Origin of the sequence: Gordonibacter sp., from assembly GCF_036667095.1 — a bacterium.
Lineage (GTDB): Bacteria > Actinomycetota > Coriobacteriia > Coriobacteriales > Eggerthellaceae > Gordonibacter.
This window is the reverse complement of sequence record NZ_JAVWUP010000036.1, coordinates 1-20560: the sequence shown is the minus strand read 5'-3', so window position 1 is coordinate 20560 and position 20560 is coordinate 1. Positions and strand designations below refer to the sequence as shown.

The 20560-nt window shown below is 59.5% G+C and carries 16 protein-coding genes; 11 read left to right on the top strand and 5 right to left on the bottom strand.

Annotation, left to right across the window (positions count from 1 at the left end; genetic code table 11):
- Nucleotides 1–30: 30 nt before the first annotated feature.
- Nucleotides 31–1509: a Tat pathway signal protein gene (locus RR842_RS05605; RefSeq protein ID WP_332729196.1), complete on the bottom strand. Its 1479-nt coding sequence runs from the start codon at nt 1507–1509 to the stop codon at nt 31–33.
- 80 nt (nt 1510–1589) lie between these two features.
- Here RR842_RS05605 and RR842_RS05600 point away from each other — a divergent pair, with 80 nt between their 5' ends.
- The 8 genes from RR842_RS05600 (at nt 1590) to RR842_RS05565 (ending at nt 12981) form a co-directional block, all read left to right on the top strand.
- On the top strand, nt 1590–2300 hold the full coding sequence (locus tag RR842_RS05600; RefSeq protein WP_015539178.1) for a response regulator transcription factor: 711 nt from the start codon (nt 1590–1592) through the stop codon (nt 2298–2300).
- 54 nt (nt 2301–2354) lie between these two features.
- Nucleotides 2355–3965: a HAMP domain-containing sensor histidine kinase gene (locus RR842_RS05595; protein WP_332554136.1), complete on the top strand. Its 1611-nt coding sequence runs from the start codon at nt 2355–2357 to the stop codon at nt 3963–3965.
- A 90-nt stretch (nt 3966–4055) separates the two neighbouring features.
- Nucleotides 4056–4934: a phosphoribosylaminoimidazolesuccinocarboxamide synthase gene (locus tag RR842_RS05590; protein ID WP_332512611.1), complete on the top strand. Its 879-nt coding sequence runs from the start codon at nt 4056–4058 to the stop codon at nt 4932–4934.
- Between the two features lie 284 nt (nt 4935–5218).
- Entirely contained in the window at nt 5219–5872 is a 654-nt protein-coding gene (locus tag RR842_RS05585) for a hypothetical protein (protein ID WP_332512610.1), read from the top strand.
- 106 nt (nt 5873–5978) lie between these two features.
- Complete coding sequence (locus RR842_RS05580; RefSeq protein WP_332729197.1) at nt 5979–9698, top strand: phosphoribosylformylglycinamidine synthase; 3720 nt, start codon at nt 5979–5981, stop codon at nt 9696–9698.
- A gap of 484 nt (nt 9699–10182) precedes the next feature.
- Nucleotides 10183–11073 carry a Bro-N domain-containing protein gene (locus tag RR842_RS05575; protein ID WP_332729194.1) on the top strand — a complete coding sequence of 297 codons (891 nt, stop codon included), beginning with the start codon at nt 10183–10185 and terminating at the stop codon, nt 11071–11073.
- 197 nt (nt 11074–11270) lie between these two features.
- The gene (locus RR842_RS05570) at nt 11271–11933 is read left to right on the top strand and encodes a DUF6323 family protein (protein ID WP_332513778.1); all 663 of its coding nucleotides are present in this window, start codon (nt 11271–11273) and stop codon (nt 11931–11933) included.
- 22 nt (nt 11934–11955) lie between these two features.
- A complete protein-coding gene (locus RR842_RS05565; RefSeq protein ID WP_332729193.1) occupies nt 11956–12981 on the top strand; it encodes a DUF6179 domain-containing protein in 1026 nt (341 codons plus the stop codon).
- A 5-nt stretch (nt 12982–12986) separates the two neighbouring features.
- Here the strand turns inward: RR842_RS05565 and RR842_RS05560 are convergent, their stop codons facing one another.
- The 4 genes from RR842_RS05560 to amaP all read right to left on the bottom strand — a co-directional run bounded on the left by RR842_RS05560 (nt 12987) and on the right by amaP (nt 16126).
- Nucleotides 12987–14177, bottom strand: a complete 1191-nt coding sequence (locus tag RR842_RS05560) for an Mbeg1-like protein (RefSeq protein WP_332729191.1) — start codon at nt 14175–14177, stop codon at nt 12987–12989.
- Between the two features lie 319 nt (nt 14178–14496).
- Nucleotides 14497–15000, bottom strand: coding sequence for an Asp23/Gls24 family envelope stress response protein (locus tag RR842_RS05555; protein ID WP_332513773.1), 504 nt, complete (start codon nt 14998–15000; stop codon nt 14497–14499).
- A gap of 114 nt (nt 15001–15114) precedes the next feature.
- Nucleotides 15115–15495: a DUF2273 domain-containing protein gene (locus RR842_RS05550; RefSeq protein ID WP_332729190.1), complete on the bottom strand. Its 381-nt coding sequence runs from the start codon at nt 15493–15495 to the stop codon at nt 15115–15117.
- 10 nt (nt 15496–15505) lie between these two features.
- Nucleotides 15506–16126, bottom strand: coding sequence for an alkaline shock response membrane anchor protein AmaP (gene amaP / locus RR842_RS05545; RefSeq protein ID WP_332729189.1), 621 nt, complete (start codon nt 16124–16126; stop codon nt 15506–15508).
- A 374-nt stretch (nt 16127–16500) separates the two neighbouring features.
- Here amaP and lysA point away from each other — a divergent pair, with 374 nt between their 5' ends.
- The 3 genes from lysA to RR842_RS05530 form a co-directional block, all read left to right on the top strand.
- Nucleotides 16501–17856 carry a diaminopimelate decarboxylase gene (gene lysA, locus RR842_RS05540; protein ID WP_332513768.1) on the top strand — a complete coding sequence of 452 codons (1356 nt, stop codon included), beginning with the start codon at nt 16501–16503 and terminating at the stop codon, nt 17854–17856.
- 98 nt (nt 17857–17954) lie between these two features.
- Nucleotides 17955–19238: a homoserine dehydrogenase gene (locus tag RR842_RS05535; protein WP_332513767.1), complete on the top strand. Its 1284-nt coding sequence runs from the start codon at nt 17955–17957 to the stop codon at nt 19236–19238.
- A gap of 212 nt (nt 19239–19450) precedes the next feature.
- A partial coding sequence (locus RR842_RS05530; RefSeq protein ID WP_332729188.1) for a GAF domain-containing protein occupies nt 19451–20560 on the top strand: 1110 nt, incomplete at its 3' end.

The following is a 20560-nucleotide window of genomic DNA, read 5'->3' as shown; positions in this document are numbered from 1 at the left end:
CTCCGAAGGCAGAACCAACGGACAGATCCCTTAAGCGAGCGGCGTCCAGGTGCGTACTAGGCAGTATTTCTTCGCGTCCCCGCCGATAGGCTTGTCGTCGATGTTGGCGTACGTCACGATCGAATCGCCCGATCCTGTAGAAGCCAGGTACTCGCCGTAGTCGTCGGCCCCGTTGTCGGGCTGCAAGGCAAAATACTCGTTCGTGTTCAGATCGATGCCGCATACGGTGCGGCTGGATTTCACCATAAAGTACTTGCCGCACCAAGCCGGCGGAGCCGAAGGCGCGCGGTTGAAGCAAAACCAGGGCGCTCCGCTGTAGTCGCCGTCCGTTACGCGCGTTGTGGGCGTGTAGGTTCCCAAATTCGAGATGCCGTCGCCATAGTTGTAGATGGCGTCGAACGAGAACGAGAAGCCGGTATCGCCGTAGCCTGCCTCCAAAGGCTTCATGGCGCGTGGCAGCACCATGGTGTCCAGCACTTCGCCCGATGCGGCATCCAAATGCGTGAGTTGGTAGTACGTCCCGGTGGTTTCCGCGCGTGGCGTGATGACTACCGAGTCGGCCAGCGCGTAAGGAGGCGTGCAGAGGCGCCCGTGCGACGTGTAGACGACTTCGCTGCTTCCCGACGACATGGTTGTGCGTTTGACCAGCGAATCCTCGGCGCTCATATCGCCGTCTGCCTTCGGCATCACTTGCCAGAAGGCGAACTTGCCCACGGCGGCGATGGAGGGCATCTCCCAAAGGGCGTCTCCCTCGTCTACGAGATGAGCCTCGCCGATCATCGCTCCGTCCGTGCTTGCCGTGTACACGCGCCATATGCCGTCGAAGATGTCTGCCTCGGTCCACACCAGGCCCGATGCCGAAGCGCGCACGTCGTAGATATCGAAGCCCTCGTCCTGTCCGATTGCCTTTTCCAGCACCGTGGACAAGTTCCCGCTGCCAAGCGAGAGTAGGCCTACTTGTGTGAGCGGCTTGGCTTCTGCGGTGGGCAGCAGGCAGGCGGCCACGGTATCGTCGTTTGCCCAGACCAGCGTCCCGTAGGGAAGCTCGAAGCGCCCGGTGGTGCCCATGCGGATTCCCGTATCCTCGATCAGGGTAAACAACCCGCTTCCGTCGGGCGTCTTCAGTGTGGTCATAGACGTAGAAGGTACTTCGAGCACCGTCACGGCGCTTGCAGCTTCGTCCTGTTTCTTCTTGATAATCACCGAAGCACCGCCGCCGATGGCGGCAAGTGCGCCTACTCCTAAGGCGCCGAACAAAAAATGACGGCGGGTCAAAAGCAGCTCTCCGTTGGACGTGGGAATGTGGATGCCGCCAGAGCCGTTTGAGGTGCTGCGGGAATGGGCGCTGCCCTGCGCAGCCGTGCGCCGCTGAGCGCTGCGCCTGGTGGTGCTGGTGGGCTTTGCGTGGTTAGCATGTGTTGATCGGCGGGTTACCATGGTGGATATTGTGTCATTTCCCGCACAGGTTACAGCGGCTACAAGGGGAATTGCTACAATAAACGCAAACACGACCTGAACGCTCGGCGAGTGGGATGCAGATACGAAAGCGTCCGGTCGGACCGAGCCGGCGACGACTTGAGGTGGTACACATGAGCAACGAGACGCGACGTATACTGCTGGTTGAGGACGAAAAGGCTATCCGCGATGCGGTGACGGCTTATCTTGAGCGCGAGAACTACTGGGTGACCGCCGTGGGCGATGGCCAGGAGGCGCTTGAGGAGTTCTCGAAGCATCACTTTGACTTGGTTATTCTTGACCTTATGCTGCCCCGCGTGCCGGGCGAGCGCGTATGCCGCGCCATCCGCGACAACTCGGATGTGCCCATTATCATGCTGACGGCAAAAGGCGAGGTGGAGGACCGCATCATCGGCTTGGAGCTGGGTGCCGACGATTACCTGGTGAAACCGTTCAGCCCCCGCGAGCTGGTGGCCCGTGCCCGTGCGCTGTTGCGCCGCGTGCATGCCGATTCCGAGCCGCAGCGCGAAGTGCTGGAGTTCGGCGAGCTTACCATCGACGTATCCGGCCATAAGGTGCTGGTGAACGGCGAGGAGATCGACCTTACTGCCAGCGAGTTCAAGCTGCTTACCACGCTGTCCCGCTATCCGGGTCGCGTGTACTCGCGCATGGAGCTGGTGGAGAAGGTGCTCGGCTACGACTTCGAGGGCTACGAGCGCACTATCGATTCCCATGTGAAGAACCTGCGCGCCAAGATCGGCGACAACCCGCGTAGCCCGAAATGGCTGCATACGGTTCACGGCGTAGGTTATCGCTTCGAAGACCCGACTAAAGTCCAGCAGTAAACACGCGTGCGCGCTTCCAGCGCAAACGCACAGACCATGCAGGAGGAATGCAGCGTGCAAGACTCGACGACCGGGCCCATCGGCCGGACGGGGGCGGACGAGACGGGTGCGCGCAGCCACACGCGGTCGGGCTGGGGCAATTTCTCGTACACCACGCGGGTAACGGCCGCGTTCGCGTTTATCGCGGCCATGACGGCTCTTGTGGCCATCGGCGTGGTTTCCTTCGTGTGGGAGCAGCACTTTCAAACATATACGCGAGCGAATATGGAGTCGCTGGCGAAAAAAACTGCCGACAACATTGCGACTAATTATGAGAAAATAGGGGCGTTCGACGCCCAGACGCTGGCACCCGCCGAATACGTGGTGAGCGTTACGCCGGGTATCGGCGTGCAGGTGGCCACCAACGGGGCCGGCGGCATACGCGAGATCGTGTTCGATTCCACCCAAGTGGCGGTTGAGGACGCTCACGAGGGCGCGGCCAACCAAAATCTCCTGGGCAACAACATCCCTTCGCTTGCGCCGCAGAAAAACGACACCAACATGGAGACGGCCAATATCGTCGTGACCGATAAGGACACCGACGTGGACAAAGTGGTCGGTTCGGTGAGCGTGTACGTTCTCGGCTCCGATACGCTGCTGCGTACCAGCGACGAAGAGTTCCGCAACAAATCCTATCAGGCTATGCTCTTCGCTGCGGCTATGGCCATCCTCTTGGCATCGTGTATCGGCTTTTTGTTCGCACGCAACCTCGTGCGCCCCATCAACCGCATGACCACGACGGCGAAGGCCATCAAGGAAGGCGACTTGTCGGCACGTACCGACCTGCATGGCGAGGACGAGATCGCACGGTTGGGCGAGACGTTCGATGCCATGGCCGACTCAGTGGAGAAGGACCGCGAGTTGGAGCGGCGCCTTACGACTGACGTGGCGCATGAGCTGCGCACGCCGCTTATGGCCATCCAGTCCACGGTCGAGGCCATGGTCGACGGTGTGTTCGAGGCCGATGCCGAGCATCTGGAGACAGTGAACTCCGAAGTGCAGCGTCTCAGCCGCTTGGTCGATTCACTGCTGAAACTTTCCCGTTTGGAAAGCCGGTCCACGCCCATGAAGGAGGAAGTGGTAGATGTCGGCCAGCTTATCGCCGGCATTATCGCCACGCACGACGCGTTCGTGGCCGACTCGGGTTTGACGTTGGAATACGCGGCGGATGACGGCGTGCTCGTGCTGGGCGATGCGGACATGATCCGCCAGGCCACGGCCAACCTCATCTCCAACGCCGTGCGCTATACTCCCGAAGGCGGCCGCGTGTCCGTCAGCGTACGCCGTGGCGACCTCATGGCTTCTATCGCCGTGCGTGACACCGGCATCGGCTTGTCGCCCGAAGAGACGAAGATGGTGTTCTCGCGTTTCTGGCGCGCGGATGCAGGTCGCAACCGCGAAAGCGGCGGCTTGGGCATCGGCTTGGCTGTGGTGAAGGAGATCGTCGACCGCCACGGCGGCTGGGTGAAGGTGGAAGGCCAAAGGGACGAGGGCGCCTGCTTTACCATCAACATCCCGTTGTACGACGAGGCGAAGAACTTGAAGCTGCGCCAGCAGAAAACGCAACGCACGACGAAAGCTCCGAAAGAAAAGCAGCAAAAGTCGCGCCCGAAGGGACGAAAGTAACGAAACTGCGCCATAATGGAGCGCATACAATGGGCACTGCACGACGGAAACGAACGGGCAGCGCATTTGAGGAAAGGACACGTGCCAACCATGAGCGGAATCGACATCAAGCCCGATGCGCAAGGCAAAGTGCGCGATTTGTACGATCTGGGCGACCGGCTGCTGCTGGTTGCGACCGATCGTATATCGGCCTTCGACTACATTCTCGAAGACGAGATTCCGCACAAGGGCGCGGTGCTCACGCAGCTGTCGTGCTTCTGGTTCGAACTGCTGGAAGGGGTGGTCGAGAACCACCTGATCTCGGCCGACGTGGACGACCTGCCCGAGCAGTTCAAACCTTATGCCGACTATCTGCGCGGTCGTTTCATGCTGGTGAAGAAAGCCGATATGTTCCCGACCGAATGCATCGTGCGCGGCTACCTGGCCGGCAGCGGCTTGAAGGAATACGAGAAGCAGGGCACGGTATGCGGAATCGATCTGCCGGCGGGGTTGGTGAACTCGTCGAAGCTGCCGGAGCCTATCTTCACGCCTTCCACCAAAGCCGAGATCGGCGACCATGACGAAAATATCAGCTTCGAGCGTCTGGCTCAGATCATCGGTGAGGATGATGCCGCTCAGCTGCGCGACCTGTCGCTGAAGGTGTACACCACGGCGCGCGACCATGCGGAAAAACAGGGTATCGTCATCGCCGACACCAAGTTCGAATTCGGTAGGCTGAACGGCACGATTATCTTGGCCGACGAAGTGCTGACTCCCGATTCGTCGCGCTTTTGGCCGGGCGACGAGTATGCCGAGGGCAAGGACCAGCCGAGCTTCGACAAGCAATTTGTGCGCGATTGGCTGTCTGCCAACTGGGACCGCCAGGGCAACCCCCCGCGCTTGCCGCAAGAGGTCATCGATAAGACCAGCGAGAAGTACATCCAGGCGTACGAGAAGATTACCGGCAAGCTTTTCGTTCCGGTTGCCTGACGGCAACCGGAAGCACCCGACGCTGCGAGGCGTCGAGGCACCCGATCTTGGCACTTTTTCGCTTACCCTCACGTGCAAAAGCACGCTTCCCTAAAGGGACTTGCGCTTCGCGCGGCGCGGCAGGCGAAACATGCCAATCTCGGGCACCTCAACGCCTCTCGCTGACTTTGGTGGACCGGTGAGGTTTGCCTGACGGAACCTGCGGGATTTGCTTGGCTGGATCTGCGGGATTTGGCTGGGCCTGTGAGATTTGAAAAGCACTAACCTATGAGGAGTAACACGCTATGTCACAACGCAACCCCATGAACGACCGCTACCAGACTGACGAGCATAAGGGCCAGACGCGCAAGAGCGCCGCGTCGGCGAAGCCTAAGACAAAGGCTGCCTCGTCGGTGCGCATGGAGCCGACGGTGAAGACGAAGCAGCAGAAAAAGGCGGTGCAGAAAACCGAGCGTGCCAAGCAGACGCAGCTTGACCGCAAGTACTACAATCCTCCTACGGCTGAGTACAAGAAGCTGCGCAAGATCTGGTGGGGCCTGCTCATCGCCGCCATCGTCTTTACGGCGTTGTCGTTCCTCGGCCGTGCATGGCTTCCCGAGATGGCAAGCTACATCGTCTTGGGCTTGGCCTACGTGTGCATTATCGGCGCCCTGTACGTGGACTTCTCGAAGATCCGCAAAGTGCGTCGCGCCTATCAAGAAGAGATGGAAAACAGCAAGAGCAAAGAGCAGCGTGCGCTGGAGAAGCAGCAGAAAGCTGAGCAGAAGGCAGCCGAGCTTGAGGCAGCCGAGAAGGCAGCGTCGGGCGAAGCTGAGAAGCCAAAGAAGCGCAGTTTGTTCGGGAGCGGTTTTCGCCTGAACAAGGCTCAGGAAGCTAAGGCCGAGAAGCAGGCGGCAAAAGAGGACAAAACTGCCGAAGAGGCCAAGCCGGCCAAATAGTTGAGGGTAAGGAATAGAAGCGCCCGGGCATCTTTCAAGATACGTGCCGGGGCGCTTTTCGCTTTGAGGCGTGAGCATCATCGTATGCAAGAAAGGTAGGATGAGCATGGTTTCCCGTGTCTACGTGGAGAAGAAGCCCGGTTTCGATGTTGAGGCTCGACAGCTTGCGCATGAGTTGCGCGATATTCTGGGCATCGACCGGCTGGAGGGCTTGCGCCTGGTGAACCGCTATGATGCGGAGGGCATCGAGGACCGGCTGTTCGCAGAGTGTGTGCCGACGGTGTTCAGCGAGCCTCAGTCCGACCTCGCCACGTCGGCCTTGCCCGATGCCAAGGGCGCCTACGTGTTCGCCGTGGAGTACCTGCCCGGCCAGTTCGACCAGCGTGCCGACTCGGCGAGCGAGTGCATTCAGCTGATCAGCCAGGGCGAGCGTCCCGACGTGCGCAGTGCGAAAGTGTACCTGCTCGAAGGTGCTCTGACCGAGGGCGATATCGAAGCTATCAAGCATTATGTTATCAACCCCGTCGAAGCGCGCGAGGCATCGCTTGAAGGGCGCCTGACCCTGAAGATGGAGCAGCCGGTTCCTGCCATGGTGGAAACCATCGACGGGTTCCTCGCTTTGGACGAAGCGGGGCTGGCGGCATTCATAGCCGAGCGCGGGTTGGCCATGGATCTGGCGGACATCATGTTCTGCCAGAAGTACTTTGCCGAAGAGGGTCGCAATCCCACCATCACCGAGATCAAGATGATCGACACCTACTGGTCGGATCACTGCCGGCATACCACGTTCGGTACCGTGCTGGACGATGTACGGATCGATGACGGGGCGGTGAGCGCTGCCTACGAGAAGTATTTGGAGATGCGCCACGAACTAGGCCGGGACGAGAAGCCGATATGCTTGATGGACATGGGCACTATCGGCGCCCGTTATTTGAAGGCGAAGGGTATCTTGGACGGGCTCGACGAGTCCGAGGAGATCAACGCCTGTACGGTTAAGGTGAAAGTTGACGTGGACGGCGAGGAGCAGGATTGGCTCTACCTGTTCAAGAACGAGACGCACAACCATCCCACCGAGATTGAGCCGTTCGGCGGCGCGGCCACGTGTGTGGGCGGTGCCATCCGCGACCCGCTTTCGGGCCGCAGCTATGTGTACCAGGCTATGCGGGTGACCGGTGCCGCCGATCCGCTGGCTCCGGTGTCCGAGACGCTGCCCGGCAAGCTGCCGCAGCGCAAGCTGGTCACGACGGCTGCCGCGGGCTATTCGTCCTACGGCAACCAGATCGGCTTGGCAACCGGCCAGGTAAACGAGCTGTACCACCCTGGCTATGCGGCCAAGCGCATGGAGATCGGTGCGGTGGTGGGTGCGACACCGGCCGAGCATGTGCGTCGCGAGACGCCGGCGCCGGGCGACGTGATCGTGCTTTTGGGCGGCCGTACCGGCCGCGATGGTATCGGCGGCGCGACGGGGTCCTCCAAAGCGCATAATATGGATTCGCTTGAAAGCTGCGGTGCGGAAGTGCAGAAGGGCAACGCGCCGGTCGAGCGCAAGATCCAGCGCCTGTTCCGCCGCGGCGACGCATGCCGTCTTATCAAGCGCTGCAACGACTTCGGTGCCGGTGGCGTATCGGTAGCGGTGGGAGAGTTGGCAGACGGCCTGTTCATCGACTTGAACAAGGTGCCTAAGAAGTACGATGGTCTGGACGGCACCGAGCTTGCCATTTCCGAGAGCCAGGAGCGCATGGCCGTCGCGTTGGCGCCTGAGGATGTTGAGACGTTCTTGGCGCTTGCGGGCGAGGAGAACTTGGAAGCAACCCCTATCGCCCAGGTTACCGAAGAGGCGCGTGTGCGCATGGTCTGGAACGATACGACCATCGTAGACGTGAGCCGCGACTTCCTCGCCAGCAACGGCGCGCCGAAGCACCAGGGCGTGCGCGTGGCTTGCGGCGGCAGCTATGAACGCACCTGGCCGGGTGCCACCTTGGCCGAGCGCATGGAGGCGCTGGTCACTGATATCAACGTGTGTTCGAACAAGGGTCTGTCCGAGCGTTTCGACTCTACTATCGGTGCGGCGACGGTGCTTATGCCGTTCGGTGGCAAGCACCAGCTCACGCCCAGTATGGCTATGGTGGCTAAGTTGCCGGTGTTCGGCGAGACCACTACGTGCAGTGGTATGGCCTGGGGGTTCAACCCCTACCTTACCGAAGCCAACCAGTTCACCGGCTCTTACCTGGCTGTAGTGGAGAGCGTGGCGAAGCTGGCGGCTGCCGGGTTCGTGCGTCAGGACATGTACTTGACGTTCCAGGAATACTTCGAGCGCTTGCGCGACGAGCCCGAGCGTTGGGGCAAGCCGGTGGCTGCCGTGCTGGGTGCGCTTATGGCGCAGATCGACCTAGGCGTGGGTTCCATTGGCGGCAAGGACTCCATGAGCGGCAGCTTCGAGAAGCTGGACGTGCCGCCCACGTTGGTTTCGTTTGCCACGGCCGTGGGCACTGTCGGTCGCGCGACTTCACCCGAGTTCAAGCAAGCGGGTAGCCGTATCGTGCGCATTGCGCCTGCGGGTTATGAGGGCGAGATGCCGGACGCTGTGGGGCTGCTGGAGGCAATAGGCCTGGTCGAGCGTCTGATCGGCGATGAATGCGCACTCGCGGTTTCCACGCCGGGCTACGGCGGTACGGCGGAAGCCCTGTTTAAGATGTGTGTGGGTAACGGCATTGGCGTGAAGCTGGCCGATGGCGTGACGGGCGAGGAGCTGTTTGCCCCCGCGTATGGCAGCTTCCTGGTGGAGTTGGCCGCCTGCGTCGAGCTGCCGACTGCAAGCGAGGCGGTATGCGTGGACGAAGTCGGCGAGACGACGGATGCCTATACGTTTGCTGCCGCGGGCGAAGTGATCGACCTCGCGCAACTGCAAGAGGCGTGGGAAGGCAAGCTGGAGCCGGTGTTCCCGTATCGCAGTGCAGGCGAGGCGGTGGAGGTAGTGAGCTACGCCGACACCTTGCCGCTGGTCTACAACGGCACTGTTGCGCGCCCGCGCGTGATCATCCCGGTGTTCCCCGGCAATAACTGCGAGTACGACTCTGCCCGCGCATTCGAGCGCGCAGGGGCGTTGGCCGAGACGTTCATCGTGAACAACCTCACGCCTGAAAAGGTGGTCGAGAGCACGGAGGCGTTGGTCAGGGCCATCCGCAACAGCCAGATTATCATGCTGCCAGGCGGTTTCTCCGGCGGTGACGAGCCGGACGGCTCGGCCAAGTTCATCACGGCGTTCTTCCGCTCCCCTGCCGTTACCGAGGCGGTGCGTGATCTGCTGTTCAACCGCGACGGCCTCATGCTGGGTATTTGCAATGGCTTCCAGGCACTGGTGAAGCTGGGCCTGGTGCCGTACGGTGATATTCGCCCCATGGATGAAGAATGCCCCACGCTCACCTTCAACAGCATCGGTCGCCACCAGAGCCGACTGGTGCGTACGCGCGTGGCTTCCAGCCTGTCGCCGTGGCTTTCACGCTGCGAGGTGGGCGACGTACATACCGTGGCGGTAAGCCACGGCGAAGGTCGCTTTGTGGCCTCGTCGGAGCTGCTCGAACAGATGAAGGCTGCGGGTCAGATTGCCACGCAGTACGTGGACGAGCGTGGCATGCCGTCCATGGACTTGTCGGTGAACCCCAATGGCTCCGCCTGGGCCATCGAGGGTATCACGAGCCCTGACGGCCGCATCTACGGCAAGATGGGCCACACCGAGCGCGGCGTGACCCCGGGTGTGTTCCAGAACGTCCCCGGCGATTTGTACCAGCCCCTGTTCGAGGGCGGCGTGGGGTACTTCGCAGGTTAGAGGCGAAGGTTAGCGCTGACGAGCGAAGCAAAGAGCAGTGAGGTAGCCTGCTCTGTTTGGAAAAGGTGGGGGAGTGGCGATCCGGTTGCTCCCCCACCTTTTGTACGCTTTAACCATGCGCCGCGACTTAGGATGGTCTGAACATATATCAGGGAACTTATAGACTTCTCTAACCCGGCGATGTTCGTTCAATAGAGTGATAGCTGCTTTGAAGACGATTCGTGTGTTCGAAACGCCACTTTCCAACTATGGCACTGTCGGACCCCTGATCGCGCGGTGAGACAAGTCGGACGTTGTGTTTAACGGCGTGTGACGACGGCTCCCGTATGTAAATTGAACGACTCTGAAAATACCCTTAATCGAACAGCATTTTAAGTACAAATGTTCCCTCCTATGTGCTACAATGACGTCATTAAAGAACATCGGCGTTGTGCTCGGTCAAAGCACCTCCAGTCCAAGACGCCACGGACGCAAGGAGGTGGCCATGGTACCCATTCAATCTCTCAAAATGTTCGAAGACTCACGTATTCGCGCCTTATGGAACGAGGCTGAGGAAGCGTGGTATTTCTCGGTGGTGGACGTGGTGGCGGTGCTGTCGGAGAGCAGTAACCCGCGCAACTATTGGAATATGGTCAAAGCGCGCATGAAGGACGAGGGAAATCAAACGTACACAAATTGTGTACGTTTGAAAATGAAAGCAGCCGACGGCAAAATGCGTTCGACCGACACGGCAACCACGCAAGGTATTCTGCGTATCATCCAGTCCATCCCTTCTCCCAAAGCGGAGCCGTTCAAACTCTGGCTAGCCCAAGTTGGAGCAGAACGCATCGAGGAAACAATCGATCCTGAACTTTCGATAGGTCGTGCACTCGAAACGTATCTTATGAAGGGGTACAGCGCTGAATGGGTCAATCAGCGCTTGCAATCCATCTCGGTACGCAAGGAGCTGACCGATGAGCGGCTCCTGCGGGGAGCTGCGAAAGGCACCGAGTTCGCAATCCTTACTGATGAGATATCGAAAGCGTGGTCGGGTATGACGACGCGCCGCTACAAAGATTACAAGCGTTTGACTAACGAGAACCTGCGCGACAGTATGGGTACGCTCGAGTTGGTGCTGAACATGCTGGCTGAAGCGAGCACTGTGGAGCTGTCCAAGGCGAAAGAACCCGAGACATTCTACGAGAACAGGAACGTTGCGAAGCGCGGCGGCTCTATTGCGGGAAACGCCCGTCGCGAGATAGAGACGCAAACTGGCAAGTCCGTTATCAAAGGGCCGAGCGAGCAAGAATCACCCCGGCTTTTCAGCGAGATAATCGAAGCGACGGGGGTAGGGCGGACGGCGCAGCTAAATGCGACCGAGTCTGAAGAATTTTGACGATGTGGCCTCATGAATAAAAGAGGCTTCGGTGGCCTTTAGGAGACTTTCAGTAGCTGGCTCCCAAACTAAAATAAGGGAGAAACGGTGGTTTCTCCCTTATTCAACAGGGAAAATAATATCACAAAACGCCTAAAAAATCGAGTCGTGTAATTGCGCGCTCAGGGGTGTATATATACTTCTTCGAGGTGATGCGCATGGAATTGAACATGGTGAACAGCATGATGCGGCTGCAAAGGGCAGGCGCAACGGAAGAGTTGGCCGTCTGCAATCAGGCGATGGCGCAGTATGGACTGAGTCTGACGCAGGACCAAATGCAAGAGCTGGTGGAGCGGCGCTATACGGCGTTGCGCGCAACAGGGCGCGTGGAGTTCGGACGTGGCGTGCTGCGCGAGATAGTGCTCGGCTTTTGCAGTTCGCCCTATGTGTCTCAGGATAACTACGAGGATACAATAGCCGACGTGCAGGATACGTTCTATCGACGCAAGGAAGATGCCGAAGCAGGTGAGCCCCTGCCCGACGACGACCTCGTGGAAGCTCTGCGCTACGCATTCGATCACGAGGTGGCAGGGTCCACGGACGCGCTCGACGGCGTGCCACTGGCTACCTTGCGTGCGTATGCCGCCTGTGAGCAGGCGGGCGACTATGACGAGCAAACTCAGCAGGGTTATTTCGACGAAGAGGAGGCTCATGACGGAGAAGAGAAATACGTTCGCGACGAACTCAGCCGCGTGTACGACGAGGAGCAGGGGGAGCGCCCCAGCAACGAGTACGCCGCCGGTTTCTACGACGGCTACAGCGAACTCTACCGGGTCGGCTTCGACAGCGAAAGCCGCATCGAAGGGTCATCCCTCGGCTGACATCCCTGCAGGGCTTGGGGCTGTGCCTAGCGATGCCTTCCGGCCGACATCTGATGCCGCCGCCGAGGTGGTCGCCGAAGCTGCTCACAAAGCTGTCCACAAAGCTGCCTGCGAGGCCTCTGCCGAATCTCCTGCAAGCCTTGCGATGCCTTCGTCTGCGGCTCTTGACGGAGCAACCTCAGCGGATACCATCCCAGCTGTGTTCCAAGCCTCGTTGTGGCAGCTGCTGGCCAAGCAGATGTCGCTCTACACGTTAGGGGAGAGCAGCTCGCTTCCCGAATACGATGCCCACAGGCTCCTGTCATCGACGTGCTTCGTTTTGGGGGTCGATCCCGCCGACCTGGATATCGCAGTCATGCGGGCCATCTGCGCCGAGGGGTTCGATGTCGCCTACGAGCGCAACCTCCATGCCATCGAGCGCGAGGTGGGCTGCACCGAGACGCTCTGGAAGGAAGTGTGCCTGACCACGCCCCTGTTGGAAAGCGTGGCGCTCAAGGACACGCTGGAAAGCCTCAGAAATTTCAAGGCCCGCTACGTGCCGCGCTTCTTTGCGCACGAGATTCCGGCGGATATCGACTACCCGCTCTGCCATCCGGTGAGCGAGGCGGTGGAAGGGGTTCGCTACGTAAACACCTATCTGGAGCGGTTGATAGGGGAGAACCACTTCCTTCAATGTTTCGATTTGGAGCGCTGCCGCAGTGTGCTGCATGCGGTGCATCCCCAGTATGGCGAGCTTATCGTAAATTTGTTCGAGCCGGTGGCGACGAATGCCGTTGGATGCGCTTTGGCAGAAGGCGAGGTTCGGGCCTTGCGCGTCGGTCCCGAAGATTGCTCGCGCATCGCTTTGCTCTTGCAGGGCTGCTCGGCGACCCAAGTAAGAAGGCTGCTGTCCGAAGCGGCGTCCCGGGCGTGCGACGCGCTGGGACTGTGCGATGGCAGCGACGGTCCCGTGCGCGATTACGTGCAGGCGCTTGCGGAGAGACTGGTGCCGCGCGTACGGATGGCGCTGCGCACCGATGCGCTGGGCGGCGTGTTCTTGGAGTGTTGAGCGCGCTATTTTGGTGAGAGGGGCTTGATCAGGACTCCCAACTCGGGCGACGTGAGTTTGCTTACCACGTCTTGGCCGAAGCGGCGTGCCGCCACATCGGCCAAGGAGGTAAACGCCGACATCAGCGTGCTGCGGCTTCCTTCCCCCGTGTTCTTGGCGGCCTCAGTCAGCAGTGCGATAGCTTTCGTCCCTCCACTCAGAAAATCGTTGGCATCCTGGGCGCCCGATGCCTCGACGGCTTCGAAGAACGCATCGACCAATCGCGCCGCTTCTTCGTCGGAGTAGCAGCCTAGCCATTCGGTCAGCACCTCGTCGGCAAACAGGGCGTTGTCCACCAGCTTGTCAAGGTAGACGAAGTCGCCGCCTTCCACTTCCCAGGTGAAGGGGCTGTGCTGCATGATGCCGCTTCCAGTGCTTTTCACGACGAGCAGGGGTGCCTGCATATCCATGAACATGCCCACGACGGATTCTTGCGGTACGGTTCGGTGTATGCGCCCTTCGAGCTGTGCCCAGTCGGTTTCCGCAAACGTCTCTTTTTTGAATCCCGGGCCGTCGTGGCTGTATACGAGCTCGATACGCTGCTGCACGTCAAGGCTTGCACGCAAGGCTGCATAGACGGCAAGGTTTCCGCCCTTCGAGTGGCCGCCGACGTAGATTCTTTGGGGCAGGTGGGGTGCTACGGCTTGCAGGTACTGCACGGCTTGCGCTTGGGCGGGAACAGGGGAGGCGTAGGCCATGTTGAAGTCCTCCCGCCAGCCGGTGAACGATGTGTCGGTGCCGCGAAATCCCACATAGGCGAACTGGTCTTTGTATACGAAGGTCATGGCTGCGAATTGCGTCTGGCGCTCGATGTCGAACAGGCTCAGGTAGTCGCGCACTACCATGTCCCGAAAGCGCGGGCTGGCTGCCAGCGCGATCATGTTCTGCTTCACCTGGTCGGGGATGAATCCTTCGAACATGGTGTCGTACAGCTCGGCGCGCAGCGCGTCGGTGAAGTGCGCTGGCTCGCCCTGGGGAGAGAGAGGGTTATCGATGCGGGTGTCCGCATCGAGGAAGTCGTTGCGGGTGTCCAGCGCCGGGGCGATGCCCTCGCCACGCACCATGCAGAACTGCGAAAGCGCGATCGAATCTACCGGGTTGAAAGGCTTCTCTTCGAAAGAAGCGAACTCCGATGCCAGGTAATCGAGCTGGTTCATGCTTGCCCTCCAGACGACTCGATGGTTGCTTCTGGCTATTCTACCTTACGAAGGGCGCAGGAAGGCAAAACGGAGAGCAACGGCGGATTCGATCCGAATAGCCGTATCGGGCAACGAACGGCGGCAGCCATGACAAACCGCACCCCAAAGCCGAGCCGAAAAATAAAAGCCCGTGCTTCGCGAGTGCGGTTCATGCTGGCTACCGTTCTTTGCGTTCTTTGCGTTCTTTGCGTTCTTGCGAGCCTGCGCGACGCCAAGGGCCTGTAAAGCGTCTCTTTGGCTGACTTGGGGCGGAGCGCTGCTCGCCTAGCGAGGCTTCTTAGGAGACTTGCCGTGGGGCGTCACCTTGCCCGTTGTCAGCCATGTTTCCGCTTCTGCTGGCGTACTCGTCCTTGCTCATGACATCGACCACGTTGACGGTCATCTCGGCGACGTTCAGCCCGGTCATTTTATCGATGTCCTTGCCAACGGTCTCCTTGATCTTGTCGAACACTTCGGTGGCCGACTTGCCGTACTCCAGGATGATGTCTAGATCGATACGTACATAGTGGTCGTCGATGACGTCGGCCGCCACACCCTTCGTCTGGGCATCGCCACCGAGGCCTTCCTGTACGCGTGCAAGCAGGTTGCCTTTCATATCGATGATGCCGTCGATGTGCTGGGTTGCTTTCGCGGATATCTTCTCGACAACGGTTTCATCGATGATCAGCTGATAACGCGGTTCGGGTGCCGGCATAGCGGGAAGGGGAGCGCCCGCGGGGTCGATCGGTGCATCGGTGTTGGCAGGTGCTGTCGAGGGTCTTTCCATGGTTGCTTGGGTCATGATAGGTCCTTTCTCATGCAGGATTGCTTTGCGTGTATAAGGCAACGTGCGGCGCATCGACTCGAAGGGGCACGTGCGTAGAGCCTTCGAGTTGGAAGCGCTTGCACGGAGCTGTCAGTTGATCAGGTCGATAAGATGTCTTAACGTTGATCGTATTTTGAGGTTGCCGTCGCGATAGGCACCAATGGCAATGCCTGCAGCAGCGAAGACGGCAAGCAGCAAAGTGGGCCAAAAGCCGATTATCAGAATAAGCAGGGCTGCGACAAAACCGACGATGCCGTACAGTACCGCACGCTCGTGATGGGCAAGGTATGCCGATGCCGTACGTTTGAAGGCGGCAGAGGTACTTCGCTCGCTCGATGTCCCGTTCGGGGTATTCGTTGCAGTGCCGAGCGGCACCGCAGGGTCCTGTGCCGGCGGGATCGGCTGGGGGTTGGGAGGAGGTGCTGGTGCGGGGCGTGCGGTGGGTCTTGCCCTCATGGTTGGTTGAATCATGGTGCGCTCCCTACTTCACGACGCTGGCCGGTACCGGCTGCGTATGATGCTGACGATCCGTGTCGCGGGTGTACTCTGTCGCCTTTTGGGTGAAGGCGGGCGTCACCACCTCGGCATCGCCGGCAAACGTGATGCGAACCGATTCCACGGGGTATCCGGTGAAGGCTTCCAGCGTCGCGCCGATCTCGTCTTGCAGTTTCGCGCCCAGTTCTCCCAGTTCAGCATTGCGACCGGGATCGATCTTCGCATGGATGGACATGCGCGGGGTGCGCTTGTGCGTGATGTGCACTTTGACGTAGTCGACGGTCAGGCCCGTGTGGCCGTCGATCACGTGCTTCACGGTCGACTGGATAGCGTTTTGAGTGATGGCGATACTGCCGCCGCCACGTTGCAGTTCGAGCTGTGAGCCCCTGCCGGGTGCGGTGATGGCCCGAACGAGCAGAATTACCAGGCCGAGTGCAGTGATACCCAGCAAAACGGCCTCAACGACAAAGAACCACTCCATACCCATAAGCCAGCTGATGGTGGGAAGCAGCGGTTGCCAGCCGAACCACAGGGCTGCCAGCACGCCGATGCCCAACACGGCAGCGACGACGAATGCGATCATGCAGAAACGCTTGAGTTTTCCCATGTCTGCCGCCTTTCTTCTTGTGCGCGCAGCTGCGCGCGGTTGGTTTTGTATACCGGCCACTTTAGAAGAGCGGGCGAGCGAGGGTAACCGCTTGTACGGACTTGCGATCAGCTTATTGCCGTGACGTTAAGGCCGGCCTGCTGAGAGAGGCCGGTTACTCGGATTGCGCATGACTGAGCACAAGGCGATAGACGGTGTTTCCCCATCCCTGCAGGGCATGCTCCATGAAATGCCCTGCCCCGAAGGGAGCGAGGGGAGTCATCTCGTCCCCTTCGGGGCAATGGATGATTCCTTCATTTTCCTTGTGGGTATCCACGTATGCGACGAGGGATGATAGACTAGGCGAATTCCCCTGCAGGCACGAAAGGAAACCTATGGCTCTCCCCGCAGCAGATACGAGCAAGCAGCCCGACAGCCGCACTACGATGGAACTGGGCGCGGTGCTGCCGATGACCGCCGAAGTGCGCGACGACCACCTGTATGTGGGCGGCGTGGATATGGTGGAGCTGGCCCGCGAGCAGGGCACGGCGTTGTACGTCATGGACGAGGCCGATATGCGCTCGCGCATGCAGACCTACCTGACGGCGTTCCGCAGCCGTTATGAGAACTCCGACGTGGCTTTCGCCAGCAAGGCGTTTCTGAACAAGGAGGCCGCGCGTATCGTGGAAGAGGAAGGGCTTTGCCTGGACGTGTCGGGCGGCGGTGAGCTGGCTATCGCCCGCGCCGCGGGCTTTCCTCTGGAGCGCGTGTTCGTGCACGGCAACAACAAGACGCCCCTTGAGCTGCGCGAGGCCATGGAGGCGGGGGTGGGCCGCATCGTCATCGACAGCCGCATAGAGTTGGCGCGTATTTCCGAGATTGCGGGCGACCTGGGCATCGAGCAGGCCGTGTACATGCGCATCACGCCGGGTGTGGAGGCCGACACGCACGAGTACATCCGCACGGGTTGCGAGGACTCGAAGTTCGGCTTCAACATGCGCGACGATTTCGCGTTCAGCTGCGTGAAGGACGTGCTGGCGGCACCTAACGTGCGCCTGGCGGGCCTGCATTGCCACATTGGCTCGCAGATTTTCGCACTGCATTCCTACCCTGAGGCCGTCGAGATCATGATCGAGCTGATGGCGCGCATCAAGGAGACGTACGGCTATGTCATCGAAGAGTTCGACGTGGGTGGCGGCGTGGGCATCGCCTATGCAGCCGACGACCAGCCGGCCTCTATCGACGAGTTCGCGGAAATCGTCACGTCGTCGGTGCGCGAAGCCTGCGCCACGTACGGCGTTGCCGAGCCGCGCCTGGTCACCGAGCCGGGGCGCAGCATCGTGGCGAACGCGGGCGTGACGCTGTACACTGTGGGCATCCTGAAGACGCTGCCGGGTATTCGCAAGTACGTGGCGGTGGATGGCGGTATGTCCGACAATATCCGTACGGCGCTCTACCATGCCAACTACGAGCCGACCATCGCCAACAAGGCCGGTCAGCCCCGCACCGAGATCGTCACCATTGCCGGGAAGCACTGCGAAAGCGGCGATGCGGTGGTCATCGACATGTCCTTGCAACATCCCGATCTGGGCGATATTGTGGCCGTGTTCGGCACGGGCGCGTACTGCTACACTATGGCCAGCAACTACAACGGACAACCGCGACCTGCCATCGTGTTCGTTCGGGATGGCCAGGCGCGCGTAACCACGAGGCGCGAAACATACGAAGACCTGATGAGTCGCGATATCTGACGTTTCGCCGTCCCTGGACGGCGGGGCGGCTCGACGCTGCGGAGCAGTCCAATGCCCTCGCTGACGCGATTTGAACCTATGAGATGAAGGAGATTAGCATGGCGGTTAAACTGGGGCTCGTAGGCACCGGAACGGTCGGCGGCGGGTGCATCGACATCCTGAAGAACCACGCCGAGGGATTCAAGCGCCATTATGACATTGACGTAGAGCTGGTGCGCGTCTGCTCGCGCAATCCCGAGCAGGCTATCACGCACGGCGTGGAGGATCTGTTCACGCAGGATTACCGGGATATCCTGGACGATCCGGATATCGATATCGTCATCGAGCTCATCGGCGGTACGACGGTGGCGCGCGATGTGGTGTGCGGAGCGCTGCGCGCAGGGAAGAATGTGGTTACGGCCAACAAGGCGCTTATGGCAACGCATGGCGAAGAGGTCATGGGCTTGGCCGACGAAATGGGCAAAGAAATTGCCTTCGAGGCCAGCGTCGGCGGCGGCATTCCCATCATCGATCCGCTGAAGCATTCGCTTATCGCCAACCGTATCGATACCGTCATGGGCATTGTGAACGGCACGACGAACTACATGCTCACGCGTATGGCCGAGGATGGTTTGGCGTATGACGAGGCATTGGCCGAGGCGCAGGCGAAGGGGTTTGCCGAGGCCGATCCGACAGCCGACGTAGACGGCCTTGATGCCGCCGCCAAGATTGCCATTTTGGCCTCGATCGCCTTCAACTCGCGTGTGACCATCGGCGACGTGCATGCTGAGGGCATCCGTAACATCACGCCGCTCGACTTGGACACCGCGCGCGACATGGGCTACTGCGTGAAGCTGCTTGCCCACGCCCACCGCACCGACGAGGGGGTCGATGTGCGCGTGCATCCCACCATGCTGCCCCTGAACCACCAACTGTCCACCGTGAACGGGGTGTTCAACGCCATCTATGTGGTGGGGGATGCCGTAGGCGAGACCATGTTCTTCGGCGAAGGAGCCGGTGCAGGTCCGGCTGCGAGCGCTGTCATGGGGGACGTGCTCGAGGTTGCGCGCCATATACAGCAGGGTGTCGGGCCGCTGGTGGGGTGCACCTGCACCGACAAGCTTTCTTTGGTGCCGATGGACAACCTGAAAACGAAGTACTACATCCGCTTTGCCGTAGCCGACCGCTCCGGTGTGCTCGCTGCTATGGCTCAGGTGTTCGCCAACCACAACGTGAGCGTGTACTCGGTAGTGCAGCGTGGCAAACAGGACGGCAACACGGTGAATATCACCTATGTTACCCACCTCGCACGCGAGAAAAGCGTTCGTGCCGTGCTGGCCGACATCGCCGAACTCGATGACGTGCTGCGCGAAGAACCCAGTGTTATTCGCGTGGAAGAGTAAGCTCTCTTTTTGCCGTTCAAGAAGCTGTTCAAGAAGCCTCCCAATACGAATCTTGGGAGGCTTCAACTTTAACTTTATTAACTTTATCAATACCCTCTAGCACAGGCAAAAGCAAGTCTCCTATAATGGATAAATTGGTAAGATTCGCACTTCTTTTCAAAAATTACCTGCTTTGAACTGATGATTCTTATCGTATTTAGACAGGAGAGGCTGTGCAGAACGTACTGGATTCGCTGCTCGATGGGCTATCGGAGCTGATTTATATCAGCGATCCTGTCACCTATAAGCTTCTCTATATTAATCAGGCAGGAAAAGAGGCTTACGGAGCTGATTCTGCTGATGGTTCGCATTATTGTTATGCCGTGTTGCAGGGCCGTGAAGAGCCCTGTCCTTTTTGCACCAATGATCGGTTGTCGTACGATTCGTTTTTCGAATGGGAGTTTACGAATAACATTACGGGTAGGCATTACTTACTGCGCGATAAGCTTATTGAGTGGAATGATGGTGAGGCTCGTTTAGAGGTAGCTTTTGACGTGACCGAGCGCCAGCGTGAAAGTGAGTCGTTCAGATTTCTTGGCGATGCAGGTGTTGCAGCGCTTGATTGTATTCGGGTTCTTGAAGGGGGGTCCGATCTGAGGGGCTCTATCGACGAGGCGATTCGCATTTTGGGTACCTTCCTCGAGGCCGACCGCACCTATATCTTCGAGATAGACGGCGCTTTTATGTCGAACACCTACGAGTGGTGTCGACCGGGCGTGTTATCGCAGCGAGAGACACTGCAAAACATGCCGGTGAAGCTTGTCGATCAATGGATTGAATATTTTAAGAATGGTCGGGCGGTGTTTATCAAGGATATCGAGTGCTTGCTCGGGGAGCATCGTGAAGATGAATATGAGGTGCTGAAAAGTCAGGATATTCGATCTCTGATGGCGGTTGCCTTGGAGATCGACGGCGAATTCGTCGGTTATATGGGGGCAGATAACCCGTATCGCGGTGAGCATTTGGAGCTTATTGAAAAGCCACTTCTGGCGCTTGCGAGTTTCACTTCGGCTCGGATGCGTCACGAGGCAGTGCAGAAGCAGGTGGCAGAGCTAACGTGGAACGACTCGCTGACGTGTGCCTGCTCGCGTGCGGCCTTCCATCGAGATTTTGATCGAGGTAGCTTTGAGAGCATCGGAATGGCCCTGGTGGATGCAGACCGCCTTACACTCATCAATCGTGAGCAGGGACGGCCTGCGGGCGACAAGGTGCTACGCCGCATTGCAGGTTGTCTGCGTGAGGTGTTTGGGGAAGGCGTGTACCGCATTGGCGATGACGAGTTT